This is a genomic window from Kosmotoga sp. (assembly GCF_982836095.1).
This window is the reverse complement of record NZ_CEYIHJ010000205.1, coordinates 1-1916: the sequence shown is the minus strand read 5'-3', so window position 1 is coordinate 1916 and position 1916 is coordinate 1. Positions and strand designations below refer to the sequence as shown.

General features: G+C 37.4%; 2 protein-coding genes. Both read left to right on the top strand.

The annotated features are described in order from the left end of the window. A partial coding sequence (locus tag AC3LHT_RS10145) for a type I restriction enzyme endonuclease domain-containing protein (RefSeq protein WP_488662806.1) occupies positions 1–965 on the top strand: 965 nt, incomplete at its 5' end. A 154-nt stretch (positions 966–1119) separates the two neighbouring features. Then, complete coding sequence (locus tag AC3LHT_RS10140) at positions 1120–1791, top strand: M48 family metallopeptidase (RefSeq protein ID WP_488662805.1); 672 nt, start codon at positions 1120–1122, stop codon at positions 1789–1791. Positions 1792–1916 lie beyond the last annotated feature (125 nt).

The window sequence follows — 1916 nt, the reverse complement described above, 5'->3', positions numbered from 1 at the left end:
ATTTCTTTAAAAAGCATGGTATTGAAGATTGGGTTGTTTCAATAAACGAGTGTGTGGATATCCTTGAAGACGAAGAAGCCAAAAATGAATTCATTATGCTGGTAAGAGAATTTAACAAGGCCATGGACGCAGTGCTTCCCGATCCCGAAGCCTTAAGGTATCTTACTGAGCTAAAGATCCTCAGCTTTATAAAAGAAACAGCGAGAAATAGGTATAGAGATGAAAAGTTGAGCATAAAAGATGCCAGCAGAAAAATAAGGGAAATTGTTGAAGAATACCTTGTTTCAAAGGGTGTAGATCCAAAAATTCCACCAACACCTCTTCTTGAAGATGATTTTCTCAAAAAGATAAAATCAGTAAAATCGGCTAAGGCAAGAGCCAAAGAACTACTCAATGCGATGAGAGAATACATAGAAAAACACTTCGAAGAAGACCCTGAATTTTACGAAAGATTCTCTGACAAAATCAATAGAATTTTGCAGGAATACAAAGACAACTGGGAACTTATCGCTAAAGAACTTGAGGGACAAAGAGAAACTTTAAAAAAGGGCAGGGAATCCGAGCGCAATTTTGGACTTAATCCCAAAAAAGAGATGCCTTTTTTTGGAGTGTTAAAAAAGGAAATTTATGGAACAAAGCCCATTGAGAAAATGAGCGATGAAGAAATCGGATTTCTCGTTAACTTGACTAAAGATGTAGTCGGAATAATAGAAAAGGAAGTTAACGTTGTGGATTTCTGGGAAAATTACACAAAGCAAAAGCGGTTAGAATCATATTTAGTTTCTCACATATTAAAAGCCGCATCTCCAAGTTCTGAAACACCGGAAAAAGAATGGGTCGCTAAAGAAAGCTCAATCCAATACAATGCTGAAATGAAGCATCTGCTGTTTGACAAAAGGAAAGAAATCGCGAACAATTTAAAGGAACTTGCAGCGCACGTTTTTGGGAAAGGGAAAGAGTTATGAGATTTAGTTATGAGTTAGGAGTTATGAGATATGAGTTATGAATTATGAGTTATGAGTGATGAGTTATGAATTATGAGTGATTAGTTATGAGTCAAAAAATAAGTGATGAGTTATGAGTTAGGAGTTATGAGTGGTTAGTTGGGAGTTGGGATTTATGGATATCAAAATTGACAAAGTAATACGGACAAAGAGAAAGACTATTGCTCTTCAGATTACAGATGATGCCACTTTAATAGTTAGAGCCCCTTTTGATGTTAGCGATGAGATAATAAACAAAGTGGTTTCAAAACACAGAAATTGGATCAAGAGCAAAAAGAGAGAGATTCAAAAAAGAGATCCGAAATTTTCCAAAAAAGAGTTTGTGAACGGCGAAGGGTTCCTTTACCTTGGGAATTACTACAGGTTGACGATAGTTGATGACCAGGATGTGCCTCTAAAACTGGATAACGGGTTTCTTCTATCAAGAAAGTATCTACCGGTCGCAAGGCAAATTTTCGTTGAATGGTATAGAAGAAAAGCGTATGAAAAAATCTCGGAAAGGGTTGAATGGCACGCACGAAAAAGAGGATTTAAATACAACAAAATCAATATAACGAATGCTCAGAAAAGATGGGGCTCATGCTCTTCTAAAGGGAATTTGAACTTTGCGTGGCGATTGATCATGGCACCGTTACCTGTAATAGACTACGTGGTTATTCATGAGCTTGTCCATCTTAAAGTAAGAAACCACTCAAGAGAATTTTGGCACAAAGTAAAGATGCAAATGCCCAATTACGCGGATTACAGATGCTGGCTAAAAGAGAATGGGTATTTGTTGAGGCTGTGAGATTAGTTAAGAGTTATGAATTATGAGTTAGGAGTTATGAGTTGTGAGTTAGGAGTTAAGAGTTATGAGCCGTACACACGCTAATCCCTGACGCAGTCGGGCACACCCCCAACACAGCTGGTTTC

Coding starts and splice junctions, on each gene's coding strand:
- AC3LHT_RS10140 (WP_488662805.1), top strand. CDS start 1,120: ATGGATATCAAAATTGACAAAGTAATACGGACAAAGAGAAAGACTATT.